Source organism: Marinobacter salarius (genome assembly GCF_032922745.1).
GTDB lineage: Bacteria > Pseudomonadota > Gammaproteobacteria > Pseudomonadales > Oleiphilaceae > Marinobacter.
Genome location: NZ_CP136693.1, coordinates 2,284,442 through 2,302,668, shown reverse-complemented (window position 1 = coordinate 2,302,668; position 18,227 = coordinate 2,284,442). Strand labels below are relative to the sequence as shown.

Here is an 18,227-nt window from a genome sequence, read left to right as displayed (position 1 = left end):
GAAAATCAGTCCTGCTGCCAACTCTGCACGGTTTCTTTCCCATGCTTCTGGCGCCACTCATTCAATACTTTGTGGTTGCCGCCACGTGTCTTGACCACTTCACCCGTGTTCGGGTTCTTGTAGGTCTTCATCGGACGCTTGGGACGGCTACCTGTGGACGTGTCAGTTTTGGCTCCGGAAATGGACGGATCAATGGCGCCCAGAATCTGGAGAACATCTTTCGGCGACTTGTCATACTTCTTCATCAGGTCACGAACCTTGTTTTCAAACTCAAGTTCGCTTTTCAGTGCCTGATCCTGCTCCAATTTCGCCAGTTCTTCAGAGAGCTTTTCCATAAGCTGTTTTTTCTGGTAGTAATCGTTAATCTTTGCCATGGACACAAACCCTTATTTAAGTAACTACTATTGACTTGCCGATATTCGAAGGCTGACATTAGCTCGAAGGAGTAAGTACAGTACATTCGAATGGATAATTCTTGGATATGACCAAAAGTCACTGAAAATAGTAATCTATAAATCAAGTCATGGCAAAGTAATTCATTTACGAAAAAGTAACCCATAAAAAACCAGCCCGCAGGCTGGTTTTATTTAAATACCTATGAAATTTACAAACGCAAATCTGCTTCACCTAAAGGCAACACGCCTTTCAGGTCAAACAACACCCCATTGTCTTTCATGTATTCGCGCAGATCATGGGAAGAACGCCCAACATATTCCCGGTGCGGAACCGCCAGAAGAACCGCATCGTACTGTGCTTTTTCCGGGTTCTGGCTCAATGTAATGCCGTACTCGTGTTCAGCCTCTTCATTGTTTGCCCAGCAATCCGTTACGTCTACCCGACAACCAAACTCGGATAGCTCTTTAACGACATCAATGACGCGGGTATTACGTAAATCCGGGCAATTCTCTTTAAATGTAAAGCCCATGATCAACACGCGAGCATTGGCAACAGTATGCCCTGCCTTGATCATGGCCTTCACCAATTCAGACGCCGCATACGGGCCCATATTGTCGTTCACACGTCGTCCAGACAGGATAATTTCCGGATGATAACCAATGGCCTGGGCCTTGTGGGTCAGGTAGTACGGGTCTACCCCAATGCAGTGCCCGCCAACCAGCCCCGGCTTGAACGGGAGGAAATTCCATTTGGTCGATGCGGCGGCTATTACTTCGTGAGTATCAATTTTAAGCTTGGAAAAAATCATTGACAACTCATTCATCAACGCAATGTTCAAATCGCGCTGGGTGTTTTCAATCACCTTGGCGGCTTCAGCCACCTTGATGGAGCTGGCCTTGTGAGTGCCGGCGGTAATAATACCGGCATAAAGCGCATCCACTTCATCAGCGATGGCTGGAGTAGAGCCCGAAGTCACCTTTTTGATTGTGGTAATACGATGCTCTTTATCACCGGGGTTAATTCGCTCCGGGCTGTAGCCGGCATGAAAGTCCTGATTGAAGACAAGGCCGGATACTTTTTCCAGAATGGGGACGCACACTTCTTCGGTGGCTCCAGGATAGACCGTGGACTCGTAAATAACGATATCGCCACGCTTTAACACCTTCCCCACACTCTCACTGGCCTTGACTAATGGCGTTAAATCCGGGGATTTGAATTCATCAATCGGAGTAGGAACTGTCACAATATAGATCTGACAAGCGCGAATACCGTCCAGGGAATCTGCAAAAGACAGGCCTTTCGAAGCCGACAGCTCTTCTTTCGAAACCTCCCGGGTAAAGTCGACACCGTCCTTTAATTCGGCGATTCGCTTCGGATTGATATCAAAGCCGACAATATCGTGCTTTACGCCAAACGCTGCTGCCAAGGGCAGACCAACATACCCCAAACCAATTACGGCAATTCTCTTCATGATCCCATCAATCCTTTAATGACATATAGAATGATTCAGGCCAAACCGGGAATCATTATCCCCGTTAATCCCAAGGAATGAAATTGACCTTTCAACGATTCTTTGGCTTGCGCATCTCCATGCACAATCCTGATCTCCGTTGGTAGCGGCTCAATACCGCTCACAAACCTTAGCAGATCCGATTGCCCTGCGTGGGCGGAGTAACCACCAACTTGATGAACCCGGGCACGAATGTCGTAACGCTGGCCGTCAAACTCTACCCAACCACCACGCGGCCCATAGGTGAGAATATCCCTGCCCGGCGTGCCCTTGGCCTGATAGCCGACGAACAGCACATCGTTGCGTTCATCCGCCAACATCGCCTTAAGGTAGTTCACCACGCGCCCTCCAGCGCACATACCGGAACCGGCCAACACCACGCAGGGGCGATGTGATTTTGCCAGGTAATCGACGGCATTGAGGTGGTCTTCATGGCTGTTGATCACCGTGAGTTGTTCGAACGACAGCGGGTGCCGACCCTGGCTGACCAATTCGGTGGCTTCGGCGTCCCAGAAGGGTTTAAGGTCCCGGTAGATACGGGTAAAAGTAGCGGCCAGCGGCGAGTCCACAACAATCTCGAGATCCCGCCATGGCAAGTCCGGGGCGACGTCATCACTGCCGAACTCGTGGATCAGGCTTTCAATCTCGTACAGCAACTCCTGCGCTCGCCCAATGCTAAAGGCAGGCACCAGCACCGTGCCACCATCCTCAAGGGCATGTTCCAGCACTGCCTTCAGCCGATAGCGCCGTTCTTCCCGGCTCTCATGGTCCTTGTCACCGTAGGTACTCTCAATCACCACCCGGTCCGCCCGCTCTGGCGACTGAGGCTCTGGTAATAACGGCGCATGGGGTGCGCCCAGGTCTCCACTGAACACAATCCGCTCGAAGTCGCCGTCACACTCGGCTTCGCATTCTACGTAAGCCGAGCCCAGAATATGCCCTGCCCTCTGCAACCTCACGGAAAGCGATGCTCCCTCGCCGTCAAACACAGGATGCCACTGCCCATAGGGAACCGGCACGAGGCGAGATCGAATCAGTCCCAGCACTCGCTCGATCAACGCCCGGTCCCTCGTGAAGCCAATCTTCAGGGCATCCTCGAGAATTTCCGGCAACATAATGGCCGAAGGTTCCGAACAGATAATCGGCCCCTCAAATCCGGCGGCAAGAAGATAGGGAATGCGACCGACATGGTCGATGTGTACATGGGTGACCACCAACGCACGGATGTGGTCAATGGGAAAATCAATGGAAAGATCCGAGGCATTGGCGCCGTTACTCGAATCGTCGCCCTGGAAAAGGCCACAATCAATCAGAATGCCAGAACGGCCAACAAGCAGTTCATGGCAGGAGCCGGTTACGCCGGTCACCGCTCCGTGGTGTTTTATCTCGATCATCAAACACATCCTTGTTGTTCATAAACCGCTTTTGTCAGTATATCCCCAATCCGCTCAAAACCCCCAGACAAGGGGGATTAAACCAATTGCGGTCGAACCTACGAGAAGGCTCAATGGAAAGCCCAAACGCACGTAATCCATGAACTGATATCGGCCGGGACCATAAACCATCAGATTAGTCTGATAACCCAGCGGCGTAATAAACGAGGCAGAAGCGGCGAACATCACGGCCACCGCAAACGGCAGGAAATGAACGCCCAATTGTTCAGACACCGCCAACGCGATGGGAAACATCAGCACCGCCGCCGCGTTATTGGTGATGGCTTCGGTAAACGCCGCCGTAAGGATATAAACCAACGCCAGCGCCAGCCAGGGCGTCAGGGGGCCGAACAGGCCCAGCAGGCTGGTCGCTACCCACTCGGCTCCGCCAGTTTCCGTCATGGCATTGCCCAGCGCAAAGGAGGCCGCAATCACCACCAGCACCGGCAAATCCACACTGCGGCGGGCGCGGCTTGCCGTAATGCAGCCCGTCACAATCATCGCGCCCGCGGCCAGGAACGCAGCCTCGATGATCTGCAACAAGCCGGTGGCACTGGCCACGACCATCAGCAACAGAATTCCGAGGGCGCGAGGCGCCTTGTGGAAATCCGGTGGCGTGGAATCATTCAGGGCACTGACCAACAGAAAGTCCCGGCGGAAGCGATACTGCTCCACAAACTGGTGGCTGGCTTCCAGCAACAAGGTGTCGCCCATCCGGAAGGTGATATCGCCCAGTTTTCCCGGCACCCGGTTACCCTCACGGGAAATCGAAAGAATCGCGGCGTTAAAGCGAGTACGAAAACGGCTCTCCCGTACTGTCTTCCCCAGCGCCGTGAATTCCTGCCCTAAGACCACCTCCACCAAACAGCGCTGATGATTGGCCAGGTCCAGTTTCTGGATACTGGCATGGGCAGGCTTCAGACCTTGAATCCGTCGAAGCTCGCTGGCGCACTCCGGCGCTCCCACAAAATACAACTTATCCTCTGGTTGCAGCATGCGGTCCGGCTCTACCGCCGTAATCAGCCGGCCTCCCCGATCGATCTCTGTCAGGTAGCCATAATTGAGCGCCCGTAAACCAGCCTGAGCCACGGTTTTGCCCACCAACGGGCCATTGCCATCCACTTCCACCTCTACACCGTATTCCCGAACCTGCTCCAGTTCCTCCCGCATGCCACCCCGGTCCGGCAGTATCCGGGAGGCCACCAACACCAGGTAGCAACCGCCCACCAACAACAGGGGCACGCCAACCCAGGCCAATTCAAACAACCCCAGATTTATCCCCAGGCGCGCTTGCAGCATACCGTCCACCACCAGGTTGGTACTGGTACCAATCAGCGTGCAAGTACCGCCCAGAATAGCGGCATAGCTCAGGGGCAGAAGAAGGCGGGAGGATGGAATACCCAGGCGCTGGGCCCAGTCCTGGATGGCGGGGATGAACATGGCAACAACGGCCGTATTATTCATGAAACCACTGAGAATACCGGTGGGCGCCAGCATACGTAGCTGCGCACCTTTTTCGGTCTTCGGATGCCCGAGCAGCAGACGGGCAATCCACTGGACGGCCCCGGTTTCTTTCAGGCCGGCAGCCACCACGTAAAGCGTTGCGATGGTAATCACGCCGGGGTTGGCAAACCCTGCCAACGCATCAGCCGGCCCGAGGATACCCGTAATCAGCAGGAACGCCAGAGCCGACATCAACACCAGATCTGCAGATACTCGTGTAATCACCAGCGCTGCAAGAACCGAGAACAGTGTCAACAGGGTAACAATGGCTTCCCACGCCATAGGCGCTTACGCTCCAGTCGCTTGCGACGACGTGAAAATCAGCTGTCGATCAAGCAGGTAGCTGATAAGCCGATTCACACAATCATCCACCGACATCTGCGACGTATCCAGGCGCACTTCCGGCCGCTCGGGGGCCTCATAGGGGGAGTCGATGCCCGTAAAGTGCTTGATCTTACCGGCCCGGGCCTTCTCATAGAGACCTTTGGGGTCCCTCTCTTCACAGGTCTGGAGAGGCGTATCCATAAAGACTTCGATGAACTCACCCGCCGGGAACAGGTTGCGTACCAAGCGTCTGTCCGTGGTAAAAGGAGAAATAAACGCACTAAGCACAATCACTCCGGCATCCGTAAACAGCTTACTGACCTCGCCAATACGGCGGATGTTCTCAACACGACCCTCATCGGAAAATCCGAGGTCCTTGTTGAGGCCGTGGCGCACATTGTCACCATCCAACAGGAAGGTGTGATAGCCACGCTCAAACAGCGCTACATCCAGTGCGTTCGCGATCGTAGACTTGCCGGAACCACTCAGCCCGGTAAACCATAGCAGGCACGGGCTCTGGTTCTTGATGGAGGCCCGGTCCGCCCGGGTGACTTTCTGGTGATGCCAGACGATATTTTCAGACATGAACAGCAACCTTGCTTGTGGAACTTCGTTATCTATTCTGGCGATCAGTCACAGCACTCAAAGTATCTACAAAAATCTGCATGCAACTTATGGAGGCGTTCAGGGGTTAACTTTCCGTATTTCTTTGTGATGACATTTTTTGAGATAACTAGTGTTTTCCGAACCATAACCTTTGAAACTTTCGGCAATGATCCTTCAACAATATGTTCAGACTCGAGCAAAAACTCATCGTGGTGCAGCATGTTGATTTTACTACTCACTGGAATGCCAACAAAATCATCAAACGGAAGATTATCCCGAAAAACGATAACTGGCCTTCGCTTACTGGCACCAAGATCTGAAAAATAGAATTCGCATAGCACAAGCTCTCCCTGCTCTACCTCCATACCTCATCCTCTGTTGGGTCCTTCCATTCTTCAACATTCCCCGCCGCATGGTTTGAAAGTGCATGCAGCTCTGAATCCGAGCTTTCACCCTCGAGTAAAACCACAATTCGTGCATGGGTATTTTTTAAGCGGGCGTATTCCTCAGGTATCTTGACTACACCATCACGAATATCAGCTTCAAATTCGACAGCGTACATGCTTCCCTCCGCTACCAAGACTTTCGAACCATCATAACAATATACTTTGGAACGTGCTTTGACTGAATAGTCTTTCTAAGTGCCTGCCGATACCCGAAGGCTCAAACGGCCCGGAACCCATCAGGCTACGAGTTTTGTCGGATTACGGCTTCGCCTAATTCGACCTACACTGACAAACGGCGTACCTTCTCGTCCTGGCGATCTGTTGTCACCACGTCTGACTGCCCGTTGCACCACACAAGGTCCTCCAGGTTGCCATTGGGCGCGTAGCCCGTCTTGGCATTCTTCAGCACGTCGATAATTGCGCCGCAATCGAAGGATTGACTGGCACGCTGTAGCTGGCTGAGGAAATCTTCAACCTGCTCCCAGGGCAGGGACACCTCCCTCGCCATCATAATCCGTGGGTGTGAGGTACCCTGCGGGTCGTCACCAATCAACAGCTCTTCATAGAGCTTCTCCCCCGGGCGAAGGCCGGTAAACGTTACCTCAATATCGCCAACCGGATTACTCTCCGTTTTCTCTTCCAGCCCCATTAGGTGAATCATCTTGCGGGCCAGGTCCGCAATTTTCACTGGCTCGCCCATATCCAGCACAAACACCTCACCACCCAGGCCAATACTGCCAGCCTGCAGCACCAACTGACTGGCTTCGGGGATGGTCATGAAGTAACGGATAATATCCTCGTGGGTGACCGTAACCGGGCCACCATCGCGAATTTGATCCCGGAACAGCGGCACCACGGAACCGGAAGAGCCGAGCACGTTACCAAAACGCACCATGGAGAACACTGTCTTCTGCTGCCGCTGCGCCAGCGCCTGCAACACCAGCTCCGCCAGCCGCTTGCTGGCTCCCATCACGTTGGTGGGGCGAACCGCCTTGTCCGTGGAAATCAATACAAAACGCTCAACCCCCGCAGCAATTGCTGCTTCGGCGGTGTGCCAGGTCCCGAACACGTTGTTCTGTACACCTTCAATCACATTGTGCTCAACCAGCGGCACATGCTTGTAAGCGGCGGCGTGATATACCGTCTCCACACCAAAAGCACGCATCGCAGTCTCGCACCGGCGGCGATGGCTCACGTTACCAAGCAGCGGATGCAGCTCCACCCCAAGCCCCTCAACCTGGTTGATGGAACTCAACTCCCGCTCAATGGCATACAGGGAAAACTCGGACTGCTCAAACAGCACCAGCGTGCGCGGGCGATGGCGAATAATCTGACGGCACAGCTCGGAACCAATCGAACCGCCAGCGCCCGTCACCATCACCGATTTCTGATACAGACTCTTTGCAACAACAGCCGAATCCGGCCGAACCGGGTCCCGCCCCAGCAAGTCTTCAATCTCCAGATCCCGGATGTCGTTAATCCGCGCCTGGCCTGCCACCAGTTCCGACATGGAAGGAACGGTCTGAACCGGAATCGACAATGGCTCCAGTTGCTTCAGCAGGTTCTTGCGGTCAATCTGTGAATGCTCATCCAGTGCCAGTAATATCCGCTGCACACGGTACTTCGGCATATGCTTGGCAATGTGATTAATGCTCACAACCGGCAAGCCGTTGATCATGGATTTGTGGTTGGCACGGTCAAACGTCACAAACACTACCGGCCGGTATTCAGTACCCTGCTCCAGCGCCGACGCCAGTTGCATGCCGGTTTCACCAGCACCCACAATGGCAACAGCCTCTTTAGCCCGCTGCTTGGGGTGGTTCACGATCATCCGCACACCCAGGCGGGTACCACTCACGAACAGGAAAGCCAGGGCACCATAAATGATGGGCACAGAACGGGGCACGAACACCTGCAACAGATAGCCCAAAACAATTAGGGTAGTTGCAGAAGCCACAACTCCATAAATGATGGTCAGAAAAGCCCTGTCCCCGAGATAGCGTATGACCGCCCGATACAATCCGAGGCGAATGAACACCGCAATCGTAAACACCACCGTAATCGCTGCCACCGTCAACTGCTCCTGGGTTGGCAACCACAGGTGCTGCTCCAACCGCAGCGCAAATGCGGCCCAGATGGCAAAAAACAGAACAAACGCATCTGAAAGTACAGAGACAACTCGCTTCTGGAACCGGGGAAGGTTCAGAAAGGCCTTAACAACAGGATTACTGCCCGAGTGTTTATTCCGTTTATCCCTGTCCACAAGATATCTCCCTCACCATACGGAATGGAAAGCCCAACAGCTGCCCACGGACCAGAGCCCAAATCAGAAAACTACCCCTCTTCAAAAAATGACGAACCCAGTATCGAGTATAGGAGGGAGTTGCAATAATCGCGGAATTAAACATTTGAAACCCTTGAGCCCCGGAATCGAGGCGCGGCAACGTTATCAGTCACTACCAAACAAGTCGCGGGTATAAACCTTGTCACCGACATCTGCCAGATTTTCACTGCGACGATTAGCAACAATAACGTCCGCTTCGCGTTTGAACTGCGCCAGGTCACTGATCACGCGGGAATGGTAGAACTCGCCTTCATCCAGCTCCGGTTCATACACAATCACCTCAATGCCCTTGGCCTTGATGCGTTTCATGATGCCCTGAATGGCAGAAGCACGGAAATTGTCAGAGCCGGATTTCATCACCAGGCGGTACACCCCTACCACATTCGGATTGCGGCTCAGGATGTCGTCGGCGATGAAGTCTTTGCGGGTTCGGTTGGCATCAACAATGGCCTTGATCAGATTGTTGGGGACGTCTTCATAGTTGGCCAATAGCTGCTTGGTGTCTTTGGGCAAGCAGTAACCGCCATAGCCGAAAGACGGATTGTTGTAGTGATCGCCGATACGCGGGTCCAGGCCAACGCCATCGATAATCTGGCGGCTGTTCAGTCCATGGCGGGCAGCGTATGTGTCCAGCTCGTTGAAGTACGCAACGCGCATTGCCAGATAGGTGTTGGAAAACAGCTTGATGGCCTCAGCTTCGGTGCTGTCGGTGAACAACACTGGCACATCCTGTTTGATAGCACCTTCTTTCAGCATGTTGGCGAACACCTCTGCACGTTCCGAGCGCTCACCCACGATAATACGAGATGGATACAAATTGTCGTGCAGCGCCTTGCCTTCGCGCAGAAACTCTGGCGAAAAGATAATGTTCCTGGTCTCGAAACGCTGGCAGAAATCCTTGGTGTACCCCACCGGCACGGTGGATTTGATCACCATTACCGCATCCGGATGAATGGCCGTCACATCCCGAATTACAGACTCCACCGACTTGGTGTCAAAATAGTTGGTCTGCGGGTCGTAATCCGTGGGTGTGGCGATAATCACATAATCCGCGCCCTTGTACGCCCGCTCTTTATCCAGCGTGGCACTATAGTTGAGTGCCTTGTTGGCCAGAAAGTCTTCAATCTCAGTGTCGATAATCGGGCTCTTGCGACTGTTCAGTAACTCGACCTTCTCCGGGTTGATGTCCAGAGCGACGACCTCGTTATGCTGCGCCAGCAGCATGGCGTTAGAAAGGCCAACATATCCCGTGCCAACGATGGCAATTCTCATAATGTAAAACTCCGAGAAAACAAATTAGAAAACACTTATTCTTTCCCGGGAACTCGATCACCAGCCCCTTTACCGCTAACTGTCATAAAAATGTATTTGAAGTAAGCACTCATAGTAAGGTTTTCAAGCATCTTCTGATCAGTTTCCGCAAGTAACTGTGGTGTCGACATATCAATATCTTTGATCTGCGCAAGTCCAGTAATGCCAGGGCGAGCGGCAAAAACCCCACGCTGCTCCCTTTCGGAAATTAACTCCTCCTGGCTGAACAAACAAGGCCGGGGCCCAACTAAGCTCATATCTCCCCTTAACACATTCCACAACTGGGGTAATTCATCCAGCTTTGTGCGGCGCAGAAGCCTTCCGAAGGAGGTAATCGCATCTGCACTCGCCAGATGACTGGCGATCGAGGCAGTATCCTTATTCATAGTGCGGAACTTAATCAAAGTAAACGGCGTTCTACTACGACCTACCCGTTCCTGACTAAAAAAAGGCGAACCTGTATCAAATAGGCCTATCACTGTCAGCGTCAGCAGTACTGGAAAACCCAAAACAAGTCCAAACAGGGAAAACACGAAATCAAGAAACCGAATCACAGATGCCATCCTATATAAAGTGCTCACTATCTCTGCTTCTTACACAGAAATTTAGATTAAACAACCTTGCCCCGCACAGCCGAAGCTAGCCCCTCCTCCACGGATACCGGTGGCCGCCAACCTAACAAATCGCGGGCTTTCGAAATATCTACCTGCAAAGAACCCAGCAGACGTTGAGCAACCGCCCTTTTGCCCAACATAGTTGCACCAAACTTAAGCAAACCCGGCGGCACTGGAATCAACCGTGGACTTTTGCCCAAAGCCCCGGCAATGCCACGAAATAGATCTGTAGTGGAAAGATCGACTCCGTCTCCGGCCAAAAAAACCTGGTTGGCAGCAGCAGGGTGGTCGATACAGGTAATAACCAAGTCAACCAAATTATCCAATCCTACTAACGAACGTTTGTTGCGAATGGAGCCGAAGGGTAGCGGAACACCTCTCTTTACCAACTCTACCATAGTTGCAAAATTACCCTTAACACCCGGCCCGTACACCAAAGGTGGGCGTATGATAACAATCTCCATGCCGGTTTCACGCGAAATCTTCAACAAACCTAGCTCCGCTTCCATTTTCGAAGTGCCATAATCATCTTTGGGCATGGGGGAATCTGAGGCTGTAAATGGCGTACCTAATGGAGTTTCTTCACCATTCACTTTTATAGAACTGAGGAACAGGAACCGCCGAACGCCGGCTTCAGCAGACTGGCGTGCAAGGTTGAGCGTGCCAGCGACATTTATCTGGCGGAAAGCATTTATTGGATCAGCAACCTCGTCATTCATGATATGAACCCGGGCCGCAGTGTGGACTACAACTTGTTTATTTGGCAGAGCCAATGACCAATCTGTTTCTTCATTAATCTCACCGACCGGAACTGAACTTGGAAAATCATAGGGGCCAACCACTCTTACAGCGCCGGTTAAGCTAACATCTTCTCTTATTAAGAGTGTTTTTGACAAGTACCTACCAACAAAGCCGGAGGCTCCAGTTACCAGCACATTCGTATGGTTACTCAACAGTTGACAACTCCTTGATATAGAAAATGATGCACACAGAAACCAATATGAGAAAAATCCGACGGCTTAAAAATATTCATATATCAGTTGAAAATCCAATTTGGACAATAGATAAACCGCCTTATTAATCCAAAAATAAGAAAAAGCGAACACCTCCGTAAGAAAAGGTCGCTACTTTCTTTCTCTAGGATCAAATTTCCTTACAAAGCTCTCCAAACTTTTCCTTAAAGTAAGAGGAAGAATTGCCTTTAATAAAGGATAAAAAACACCTACATAGGCCTTTGCTCCAAGAGAGAGCTTTCTGCAGCCCCTGTAGCCAATAATCGCCTGCGTCCAAGCGACGGAAAAGCTATTTCTACCATAAGTACTATCGGTTATCCTATAGTATATCAATGGTTCGGGTATATTATAAAAACGGGCACCCAAGATAGCACACCGAAACCATAAGTCGTAATCCTGCCGGCGCTTAAGAGTCTTAGAGTATGACCCAGCCTGAACAACAGTAGACTTCCGAAACATAACAGAGGGATGGATCAATGGACATGTCCATATTAACGAGATAATATCTTGACAAGTCTCCGGCAACTTCCGAATTTCTTTTTCATTTCCGTCACCATCAATCACTATTGCGAAACTACCAACAATATCAATATCGGAATGGCTATCTAAGAAGTTCGCCTGCTTCTCAAAACGACCAGAAAACGAAATATCATCTGCGTCCATCCTTGCTATTAAATCATATTTACAAAGTTTAAGACCTTCATGCAAGCAATACCCGAGACCATAATTATTCTTAAACCGATGAACAACGAAGTCGACTAATGAAATAGCCGCCCATTTAGCGATTATAGAATCAAGAGCCTCGGTCAAGGGGCCATCACATATAAGTACAATCTGACTAGGGCGAAGAGTTTGCTCTTCTAAAATACTGCGCAAAGCCTGATTTAACCAGTGTGGCTCTTCTCTTAAATAAACCGACATCAGAACAGAAAACTTATTCATCCAAGCAACAGCTCTTTAATCTCATCGTGAGTCATCTTTTGGTTAAGGCAAAAACCATATAAATTCAAAAGTTCTAGGTAGGCTCTTTTTTTTGCATAGTTCGGCAGGATAAGGTTACTATCTATAATAGAAATCAACTCAAATGGGACAATAGAGGCCAGCACCTCAGACTTGAACCACTTCTCTTCGAGATCATAGTATAAATCGACACCACGTTTACTCTGTTCCCAACCTATCTCTGCTAAAAGCAATTTTCTAAGAAGCAACTTATTAGTTAATGAGCTAAAATCAAATTTATCTTCAATCTGTAAATTAAAAACAAAATTTGCCAACTCAGTATCTATCCAAGGAAAAACGACATCAGCGCCCAGATAAGTAGTAGCGGCTTTAGTCTTACCCATCATGCATTGGTGATCATGAAAGGCGCCTCGCGAAAATGCCCTAAAATCCACAAAGGAAACTGGCTCTGATGATTTCTTAACCTTAGAAAAATATTGATTAAGATCAAAACTCTTCGGAATGGGGAAAATACAGCCAAGAGTCGATAGATCACCATGAGACTCGCATGGTGATCTAATATACCATTTAAGCGCTCTGAGATTGGTAGGGATTAACTTCCACAAGCCAAGCTTAGATAACAAGAAAGATCGGTATTGATTAGACGAAGGCAAATAACCAAAAGTCTCATCATTACCTAGCCCGTCAATCACCACATATTCGTCAGCATTCCGAGTGCCTTCACCAAAAAAAGATTTCAAACCATACAAAAAAAACATGAAACCTTGATCAAGAACAGGAGACTCCATTACACCACATGCACCCACGAATGTTTCCTTGCTAAATTGGTTCAATATATGATCAACTTCAACAAAATACGGTCGGTGCCCAAGTTTTCGACAAACCTTAGTAATGTATTCTTTCATCCCATGATCTTCGCGACGCAAAAAAGTGAGAGTTTCTACGCTTTCACCTAATCTGGAATAACCCACCGCTAGGGCCATTGAGTCTTTACCATCACTTAGAAGTAGCAGCGGGTGCTTAGACGAATCGATTTTCTGTAGAGATCGTTTAATCGCATTCAGCAAGGCATCAACATCACCACTATTTCCGGGTTGATAAGACACCGAACCCATCCGATAATCGTATTCTTCGAAATCAGAGAGACCTTGTTCAGACATACTCTCAATAGAGCTGCCACAATCAAGGCTCTTTGGGCATATCATATATTTTGCTATCGTAGATATTTTTTCAACACTTATTTCGGTATCAATCACTGAACCTTACCTCATATTATTATATGCAATAATTTTTAATAGATGTAAAAGCCACTAGAACTGCGTCAATATGCTAAAAAAACAAAAAAAGAAGTTAGTTTCCAACAGACATGACCTAAACTTACATATTAAACACCGTTCAAGTACTGATACTATCTAGAGAAGAAAAATCTAAAATTCCTGAAACATCTTCGCACAAGTGATAGCTTGGTTGGTAGACAATATTCATAGGCAAGGAAGGTTTAGACGCACCATGCAGAAAACTACCCATATCGAGAAGGACCGAAACTAAAGGTTACAGCGCAGATTAAAGCTAACAACTTTAAAAATAATCTCGATAATAAAAGACTTTTCTCAAACGCTACTAACCGGGAAAAACATAAGATCATCGCTAGCTTAATGGCAACCCCAGAAAGGTTCTGAAGAAAATGAAAAACAGTAGGGAACTAATTGATAATGCTGGCCTTGAAAATACACAACAACAAAAAAATATAGCATCGCGAAAACGTAAATAAATACCAGAAACGAAAACCTTATAAATTTATCGCGAATCGAGTAAAAATATACTGGAACCAATAGAAGAATCGCAGGAGTAAAATAAGTAGACATTCTTAATACAATACTTGAAGGTATCTCGATGAGAAGCGGAACGACCGCTAATAATGATGAAACACCCATCATATTAACAAGCACAGTTTTTAAGACTAGCTCACACCGAAGATGGGCGAAAGTCTTTAAAAACCAAAGATAGACTGGCACAACAAAAAGACTTTTGTAATTAACTTCATTGGAAAAACCGTCTCCAAAATATTTATCGGAAAACCCGAAAATTATAGTAAAGTCACGAATTAAATATGACATTTCAAACAATAAAAATGAAAATACAACTAGGACTAATGGCAGATATCTTGATCTTAGAACGAAATAAGCCGGCAACAAAAGAATTGCGGACTTATGAAATATACCAGCCAAAAGAATAGCGAAGATATATAAAACAAGGCGCCGATTAACAACAAACCTTAATGCCGCCAGAAAGATACCTACTGCAATAAACTGCCTCACTCCATTAAAAGAGGATAAATAAAATATAGGTAGCAAAAAGAACAACCCCAAGGATATAGCAACCCCAGGGGGATATAGTTTAAAATACGAAAAGAACCCACAGACTGTCAATAATGAAGATAGAAAAAAGACAAAGCGAGGCTCACCAACAATTCGGACCATAGCCTCAAAACCAGGCTCCATGTAACTATCGTATCCCTTATAAATATCTACAATGAAATTTACATATGTCCAATAGTCAGTGCCAACAGAGTGCCTAAGGCCTGAAAAAGCAACAAGACAGAAAGCGAAAAGATATAGAAAACTATATCCGCTCGGTTTTACCAAGAGCCTCAATGTAATGAAATAGAAGTAAAGTAACAACAATGCCAAATATGGCATATAAGTCGAGATCACTGGTCACCAAAGTATTTTGTAGAAATATCTATAAATAAACGAGGGTAACAACACAAGTGGTAGATAAAGGAACGCTCGTTTACCTCTGATCTTTGAGTAATAGTGGACGGTACGCAGTGCAGCCCCACAATCACCAGAAGCTAACTTAACAAAAAAGCTTCTAAAGAAAATTTTATTAAGATAGATCTTTTCCGAATTGACCAACATAGACCGTTCATCCGAGAAATATATTAAAGGATATATGACTTGCGAATTTCGATTAGCTCGCTCAGGATCAAAGTCTTGGTTAATCGTAACTAAAGCATCAGGTAGATAACATAATCGATATTTTTGCATTAATCTAAGCCAAACGTATAAATCTTCACCGTATTTTATACCTTCCGGGAATCCTCCAATCTCAAAAAATAGCGATTTATCGATAATTACTTTCGAGCTATTGACCAAACTGCATCTGCTCATGACTTGTGAAAATGCCTCACGACTAAACTCTTGCACTTCTTTACCATAACATTTGTAGCTATACGTCCCTGATGATAACTTATTGACAACATGACCACATGAATAGATGGCAAACCCACGATGAGTGCATATTAAACGGACCATCTTTTCGATGAAAGATCGATCCCATATATCATCAGCATCGAGAAATGCGACGTAATCGCCAGTTGCATATCTGGCACCTAAGTTTCGAGCCGAAGACACTCCTTTATTATTTTGGTCTACTATTTTTACACAATTTTCAAAAAAACGACTATCCAAAAAGTCTGTTAACACATCAATACTATTATCTTTTGATCCATCATTTACGATAATAACTTCATGAGGAGAATAGGTTTGACTCAACACAGACTCTAAACTTTTGCAAATATACTTCTCTTTGTTATAAAGGGGAATGACTACCGATATACTAGGATCAGGCATATTTGAAAAACTCATTATTCACAAGGTTTTTCATTTTGAAATAAAAGAGTGGATTCGAAACAAAAGACCTTTCTGAAGCGTTCATTATGCTCTTTTTGTCTCGACAAGTGTTTTTTATTTTCCCTAGATCACAAACCGAATAATAGTCATTAAATTTAAAATCACCACCAACAATGCGATCAGAGATGGATACCCATGAGTTAGGAACTCCGATAGCATCAGAAAATATCAAGCCATGCAAGGAGCTTGATACAATTGCCTCACAACCTTTGATCTTTTTTGCAACAAGATCATATCTATTTTTTATGTCAATGACTAACACCGAAGGATCATTATAGAAACTGCGCTGAACGTACGGATAGTCAACAAAATGCGGTATGATCCCTAGCTTATATTTCTTACCCGAGTTAGTTAAACTCCTATCATCATTGAGTAGAGCAATTTCTCTTATCATGCTGCCTGGATCACCAAGAAATATATCCTCATCTATATTCTGAAACTTCCTAACTTTTTTTAGCGATAATTCGCCACGTACCCCGAGGATTCTGGCACTTCCTTTATATCGAACTTCATCGGATATCAGACCAGCACCTATTACAATGCTGTTATTATTGGATCTGCTAAGGACGCTGCCACAGAATAGATAATGCTTTTTGGCTAGCATTGTATTTTTACCTACACAGACACCAAAATAGTCACCGATAAAGTCTTTGTTAAATGAATCTCCTGCATTCTGCTCTATGCAATAATTTAGTTTAAGTGGATAATTTAGAGTTCTAAGCTCCTCTAAGTACTCAAGCGCCTTGGTTTTTACTCCTTTTAATTTCACTCAACCCTCCTTAAAAAGAAAACCGGATTAATACCTATAAACCTGTGCACCAAATATAACGCGGTTACATTTTGGAAGAAAAAGAATACGAGCATAGAATAGCCAACACCATCTATTCCATCGAACCTGACGAAAATTACAAGCATTAAAAAATAACTAATCGCCGTCGCAATAGAAAGAATTGAAGCAACACGTACAAAACCAGTCATTTTTAGAAGTGTCAGCACAGATCCACTTGCAACGTTAACTAACTGCCCACCAACCATCAGCCAAACAAACGAATCGTCTTTGATATTTACTGAAAACACCAAAAAAATATATTCTAAAGAGTAAAACAATATAATAGCTATAAACGACCCAACGCAAAACATGATTAATGAGGACTTCCTTGCCAAACTCTCAAGCTCAAAGAGTCTATTGCTCTCATACAATCTTAAATACTTTACGGGAAGAACGAAATTTCCCAGCACCAGAACAAAAGACACTAATATACATAATTGTTGAGCAATTTTTATTAGCCCAACCGCTTCGTAATCTAGAAATGCAGAACAGATCATTATCGTAAAGTAAGACGTGGACATCCCTACAATTGAGAAAACTGAAAAATGTAATGAGCCGAGCAAATATTCTGAAGCCTTAATGCCTTCGTTTGACCCGCTGCTTTCGGCCCCAACAGTTGCAAATGCTACTTGAATTATTGACACAAAAAGCATAATCCAAGTGATCGACGTATATACAAGCAGTATATCAACTTCACTAAACATATAGTTCAGTGGCAATAATGCTAACAACGTTAGAAAAGCGATTATGCCAATCTCATAAAATGCGGCGTTAGCTGCTTTATCTAATCCTCGACAATATCCAGATATAATCATAATTACCCCTAACGGAAGGGCCAAGTAAATGATTTCCAAAAGCATGTCGAAACTGGTAAAATCAAAATATGAAAGCGCTATATGGCCTAACAATCCAGCACCTAATAACAGCAACAAGAAATAGGCGCATGATAGTTTTAGATAACTTCTTGCGATCTTTGCTTTTGATTTTGCAACAAAATAGATAATACTTTCATTTGTTCCAGCTAACGCCAATGTGGCAAGCACTATTGCAGAAGCTTGTATGCCTGAAAACTTACCGACCTCTTCTAATGAATAGGCCCAGCTTATATAAAACGTAAGAAGCACGCTTGAAAGAGCTTGTATAGACTTTAAAAAATATACAGCTAGTTCACTTTTTCCGAATAACTTTTTCATGATTTAACTGAATCTGGATGCATTCAAGCAGACAATGTCCTAACATATTT

At 46.8% G+C, this 18,227-nt stretch carries 17 protein-coding genes; all 17 read right to left on the bottom strand.

The window, feature by feature from the left end; all coding sequences use genetic code 11:
* Window positions 1–5 precede the first annotated feature (5 nt).
* Entirely contained in the window at window positions 6–374 is a 369-nt protein-coding gene (locus tag R1T46_RS10645; RefSeq protein ID WP_317308233.1) for a histone-like nucleoid-structuring protein, MvaT/MvaU family, read from the bottom strand.
* Window positions 375–604: 230 nt separating this feature from the next.
* Window positions 605–1,867 (bottom strand): Vi polysaccharide biosynthesis UDP-N-acetylglucosamine C-6 dehydrogenase TviB, encoded by a 1,263-nt coding sequence (gene tviB, locus R1T46_RS10640; RefSeq protein ID WP_317308232.1) that lies wholly within the window; start codon window positions 1,865–1,867, stop codon window positions 605–607.
* 35 nt (window positions 1,868–1,902) lie between these two features.
* A complete protein-coding gene (locus tag R1T46_RS10635; protein WP_317308231.1) occupies window positions 1,903–3,300 on the bottom strand; it encodes an MBL fold metallo-hydrolase in 1,398 nt (465 codons plus the stop codon).
* A gap of 54 nt (window positions 3,301–3,354) precedes the next feature.
* On the bottom strand, window positions 3,355–5,124 hold the full coding sequence (locus tag R1T46_RS10630) for an SLC13 family permease (protein WP_317308230.1): 1,770 nt from the start codon (window positions 5,122–5,124) through the stop codon (window positions 3,355–3,357).
* 6 nt (window positions 5,125–5,130) lie between these two features.
* A complete protein-coding gene (gene cysC / locus R1T46_RS10625; protein ID WP_317308229.1) occupies window positions 5,131–5,751 on the bottom strand; it encodes an adenylyl-sulfate kinase in 621 nt (206 codons plus the stop codon).
* Between the two features lie 44 nt (window positions 5,752–5,795).
* The gene (locus R1T46_RS10620) at window positions 5,796–6,137 is read right to left on the bottom strand and encodes a type II toxin-antitoxin system PemK/MazF family toxin (protein WP_317308228.1); all 342 of its coding nucleotides are present in this window, start codon (window positions 6,135–6,137) and stop codon (window positions 5,796–5,798) included.
* Window positions 6,128–6,334: a hypothetical protein gene (locus R1T46_RS10615; protein ID WP_317308227.1), complete on the bottom strand. Its 207-nt coding sequence runs from the start codon at window positions 6,332–6,334 to the stop codon at window positions 6,128–6,130. The genes R1T46_RS10620 and R1T46_RS10615 overlap by 10 nt, the downstream gene beginning before the upstream one ends.
* Window positions 6,335–6,498: 164 nt before the next feature.
* The gene (locus R1T46_RS10610) at window positions 6,499–8,481 is read right to left on the bottom strand and encodes a nucleoside-diphosphate sugar epimerase/dehydratase (protein WP_317308226.1); all 1,983 of its coding nucleotides are present in this window, start codon (window positions 8,479–8,481) and stop codon (window positions 6,499–6,501) included.
* 186 nt (window positions 8,482–8,667) lie between these two features.
* Entirely contained in the window at window positions 8,668–9,834 is a 1,167-nt protein-coding gene (locus R1T46_RS10605) for a nucleotide sugar dehydrogenase (RefSeq protein WP_317308225.1), read from the bottom strand.
* Between the two features lie 35 nt (window positions 9,835–9,869).
* Entirely contained in the window at window positions 9,870–10,427 is a 558-nt protein-coding gene (locus R1T46_RS10600; RefSeq protein WP_317308224.1) for a sugar transferase, read from the bottom strand.
* Window positions 10,428–10,483: 56 nt separating this feature from the next.
* A complete protein-coding gene (locus R1T46_RS10595; RefSeq protein ID WP_317308223.1) occupies window positions 10,484–11,440 on the bottom strand; it encodes an SDR family oxidoreductase in 957 nt (318 codons plus the stop codon).
* A 171-nt stretch (window positions 11,441–11,611) separates the two neighbouring features.
* Window positions 11,612–12,442, bottom strand: coding sequence for a glycosyltransferase (locus R1T46_RS10590; RefSeq protein ID WP_317308222.1), 831 nt, complete (start codon window positions 12,440–12,442; stop codon window positions 11,612–11,614).
* Window positions 12,439–13,716: a hypothetical protein gene (locus R1T46_RS10585; RefSeq protein ID WP_317308221.1), complete on the bottom strand. Its 1,278-nt coding sequence runs from the start codon at window positions 13,714–13,716 to the stop codon at window positions 12,439–12,441. Before R1T46_RS10585 ends, R1T46_RS10590 begins: the two co-directional genes overlap by 4 nt.
* A gap of 396 nt (window positions 13,717–14,112) precedes the next feature.
* The gene (locus R1T46_RS21630; protein WP_407070152.1) at window positions 14,113–15,159 is read right to left on the bottom strand and encodes an EpsG family protein; all 1,047 of its coding nucleotides are present in this window, start codon (window positions 15,157–15,159) and stop codon (window positions 14,113–14,115) included.
* An 18-nt stretch (window positions 15,160–15,177) separates the two neighbouring features.
* Complete coding sequence (locus R1T46_RS10580) at window positions 15,178–16,095, bottom strand: glycosyltransferase family A protein (protein ID WP_317308220.1); 918 nt, start codon at window positions 16,093–16,095, stop codon at window positions 15,178–15,180.
* A complete protein-coding gene (locus R1T46_RS10575) occupies window positions 16,088–16,924 on the bottom strand; it encodes a polysaccharide pyruvyl transferase family protein (protein WP_317308219.1) in 837 nt (278 codons plus the stop codon). Before R1T46_RS10575 ends, R1T46_RS10580 begins: the two co-directional genes overlap by 8 nt.
* Window positions 16,921–18,177 (bottom strand): hypothetical protein, encoded by a 1,257-nt coding sequence (locus R1T46_RS10570; RefSeq protein WP_317308218.1) that lies wholly within the window; start codon window positions 18,175–18,177, stop codon window positions 16,921–16,923. The genes R1T46_RS10575 and R1T46_RS10570 overlap by 4 nt, the downstream gene beginning before the upstream one ends.
* Window positions 18,178–18,227: the final 50 nt, after the last annotated feature.

What these genes read in the sequence shown, in the direction of transcription:
- R1T46_RS21630 (WP_407070152.1), bottom strand. Translation starts at nt 15,159, where the DNA reads ATGCCATATTTGGCATTGTTGTTACTTTACTTCTATTTCATTACATTG.
- R1T46_RS10570 (WP_317308218.1), bottom strand. Translation starts at nt 18,177, where the DNA reads ATGAAAAAGTTATTCGGAAAAAGTGAACTAGCTGTATATTTTTTAAAG.
- R1T46_RS10620 (WP_317308228.1), bottom strand. Translation starts at nt 6,137, where the DNA reads ATGGAGGTAGAGCAGGGAGAGCTTGTGCTATGCGAATTCTATTTTTCA.
- R1T46_RS10645 (WP_317308233.1), bottom strand. Translation starts at nt 374, where the DNA reads ATGGCAAAGATTAACGATTACTACCAGAAAAAACAGCTTATGGAAAAG.
- R1T46_RS10635 (WP_317308231.1), bottom strand. Translation starts at nt 3,300, where the DNA reads ATGATCGAGATAAAACACCACGGAGCGGTGACCGGCGTAACCGGCTCC.
- tviB (WP_317308232.1), bottom strand. Translation starts at nt 1,867, where the DNA reads ATGAAGAGAATTGCCGTAATTGGTTTGGGGTATGTTGGTCTGCCCTTG.
- R1T46_RS10605 (WP_317308225.1), bottom strand. Translation starts at nt 9,834, where the DNA reads ATGAGAATTGCCATCGTTGGCACGGGATATGTTGGCCTTTCTAACGCC.
- R1T46_RS10630 (WP_317308230.1), bottom strand. Translation starts at nt 5,124, where the DNA reads ATGGCGTGGGAAGCCATTGTTACCCTGTTGACACTGTTCTCGGTTCTT.
- R1T46_RS10580 (WP_317308220.1), bottom strand. Translation starts at nt 16,095, where the DNA reads ATGCCTGATCCTAGTATATCGGTAGTCATTCCCCTTTATAACAAAGAG.
- cysC (WP_317308229.1), bottom strand. Translation starts at nt 5,751, where the DNA reads ATGTCTGAAAATATCGTCTGGCATCACCAGAAAGTCACCCGGGCGGAC.
- R1T46_RS10590 (WP_317308222.1), bottom strand. Translation starts at nt 12,442, where the DNA reads ATGAATAAGTTTTCTGTTCTGATGTCGGTTTATTTAAGAGAAGAGCCA.
- R1T46_RS10615 (WP_317308227.1), bottom strand. Translation starts at nt 6,334, where the DNA reads ATGTACGCTGTCGAATTTGAAGCTGATATTCGTGATGGTGTAGTCAAG.